Source organism: Terribacillus halophilus (assembly GCF_900162685.1).
GTDB lineage: Bacteria > Bacillota > Bacilli > Bacillales > Amphibacillaceae > Terribacillus > Terribacillus halophilus_A.
Map to the genome: position 1 here is coordinate 1 of NZ_LT727820.1, position 2,634 is coordinate 2,634.

Annotated in this window: 3 protein-coding genes; all 3 read right to left on the reverse strand. The window is 48.6% G+C overall.

Translation table 11 applies throughout. From position 1 onward, the window contains the following. A partial coding sequence (locus tag B1K52_RS00355) for an amidohydrolase family protein (protein WP_143588799.1) occupies positions 1 to 560 on the reverse strand: 560 nt, incomplete at its 3' end. Next, complete coding sequence (locus tag B1K52_RS00360; protein ID WP_077303956.1) at positions 520 to 1,443, reverse strand: aspartate carbamoyltransferase catalytic subunit; 924 nt, start codon at positions 1,441 to 1,443, stop codon at positions 520 to 522. The genes B1K52_RS00360 and B1K52_RS00355, both read right to left, overlap by 41 nt. Positions 1,444 to 1,456: 13 nt before the next feature. After that, positions 1,457 to 2,634 (reverse strand): solute carrier family 23 protein (locus B1K52_RS00365; protein WP_077303959.1); only part of this gene is annotated, 1,178 nt, incomplete at its 5' end.

Sequence of the window (2,634 nt, forward strand, 5' to 3'; positions counted from 1 at the left end):
CCTCCCGGCACAAGACTGTCATCTTCACAATGAGCGACGACTGGAATGCCAAGCTTCGCTGCTCGCTGCATCGTTTCCAACATCATTCCGGCAGACTGGATGCCAAGTCCGTCATCAGTAAAAGCAAATGCAGTTGTCATATTTTCCATATCGACAATTTCCCGGCCTAACTGCTGCTTCGTGATGCTGGCATACTGCAGCACACGAATGACGCCACTTTCTTCATTTTTCGCTTGAATGCTGGCTAGCGTCTCTGGGCAATCAGGTGCCGGACGCAAATTTGGCATCGCTGCAACCGTTGTGAAGCCGCCTCTTGCTGCTGCTTTTGTGCCGGTTTCAATCGTCTCTTTTCTCTCAGCGCCTGGCTCCCGCAGATGAACGTGTACATCTACAAAACCGGCTGTGATTAGCTGCCCTTCCAAATCTTCTAGCTGATCACCTGCTGCCGCCTCTATGTATGGGGCAATCTCTTTGATTACGCCGTCCTCAATCTTTACCATTACATCTTCCAAGTTGTTGTCAGCTGTTAACTGCTTCGCGTTTGTCAAAATTGTAGCCATGCTGCATTCCCCTGCCTTCCAATAAAGTTAAAATTACTGCCATTCTTGCTGCAACGCCATTTTCCATTTGGCGGAATATTCGAGACCTTGGTGCTTCGACCAGTCTGTCGTCAATCTCAATGCCTCGGTTGACTGGTGCGGGATGCATGATAATGCTGTGCGGCTGCATCCGTTTTTCTCTTGCTATGGTCAAGCCATATTCCTCTAAGTATCCTGCTGCTGCTTCTTTTTTGTCGTGCCGTTCAAACTGAATACGGAGAAGCATCATCACATCACATTGCTCTGCCGCTTCGTCCATACTTAGTACTGGAATACCAATGGAGGCATCCATCCATTCTGGTTTGCCTGCTGCAAAGACCTGCGCCCCCAATTGCTGCAGTGCCATTGCATTACTTCTTGCAACTCGGCTGTGGCGAATATCGCCAGCAATAACAATTTTGAGCCCGTCAAAGCGGCCGTATTCCTGATAAATGGTCATCAGATCAAGCAAGCATTGTGTCGGATGCTCTCCTTTTCCATCACCAGCATTGATGACCGGTATATCCAGCTTCTCCGCCAGCATACTAGCTGTTCCTTCCTCTGGGTGCCGGATGACAAGGACTGAAGCGCCAATTGATTGAAGGGTCTTCGCAGTATCATAAACGGTCTCGCCTTTCGTGACACTGGATGCTTCTGCAGCGAAGTCCAGTACTTCCAGTCCGAGTTTGCGTTCTGCTACGGTAAAACTCATCTTCGTCCGTGTGCTCGGCTCGAAGAAAAGATTGGCTGCGAACAGCTGCTGCCTGTATGCAGATACCCCCTGTGCCTGTATGTTTGCAGCGAGCTGTACGAGCTGCAGCAATTCTGCTGCGCTAAGATGCTTCATCGATACGAAATGCTTCATGTCCTTCTCCTCCTTATTTGGATGCTTGTTTTTGCTCCTCGATGGTGAACAGACTACCATTTCCAAGGCCAGATTCTCTTCCCGGCAAGACCAAGTTCAGAACGACACCAACTAGTGCTGCTAAAGCCATGCTATTGATTTCCAAGTTAAGTTCAGCAATTTGGAAGCGAAGGAATGCTCCTCCGATCCCGATTACCAAGATGATGGAACTAATAATCAGATTGCGCTTATCTCCTAGATCAAGCTGACTGTCAATCATTGTCCGAAGACCGCTGGCAGCGATGATTCCAAACAGCATAATGCTGACACCGCCCATTACTGCGGTAGGCACAGAACTAATCAGCGCTGTGATGATACCCGTGAAACCGAACAGAATGGCGAGCACCGCTGTTCCTCCGATAACATACACACTGAATATCCTTGTAATCGCCAGTACGCCGATGTTCTCTCCGTATGTTGTATTTGGCGGACCTCCAAGCATAGAAGCAATTATGGTCGCTACACCATCTCCAGTGATGGATTTGTCCAGTCCAGGCTTCACCAGCATGTTTTTATCTACGATTTTGGATAGCGCTAACTGGTGTCCGATATGCTCCGATACGGTAACAACCGCGATTGGCACCATGGTGAAGAACAGCTGCCAGCTGAACACATCAGCGACATTGTAATCTACAAATGGAACCGTGAAGTTCGGAACATGGAAGATGCCGCTAAAGAATGCTCCGACGGAATCAGCCGTTACAATTTGGTTCCAGGCTGCTTGCACACCACTTGTATCAACGATCCCCTGTGTTAAAGCGAAAACATATCCACCAACAATTCCAATCAAAACTGGTATCAGACCGAGGAACCCTCGCAGGAAGATAGAAGCTGCTACTGTGATTGCTAATGTAACAAGTGCTACGATAAAGTATTTGGTGCTGTATTCTCCTGTATCAGGAGCATTCATTGCCATGTCTACTGCAGTCGGTGCCAGCGCCAAACCGATGACGATAATGACAGGTCCGACAACGATCGGCGGCAGCAACCGGATGATACCTTTCATACCGCCAAGTCGGATGGCAATTGCAATAACACCGTAAGACAGACCCGCGAAAAAGCTGCCGATCATGGCACCACCGATACCAGAAGCATCAATTGCCTGTGTGATAGGGTAAATGAAAGCAAAACTGGATCCAAGATAAGCTGGTA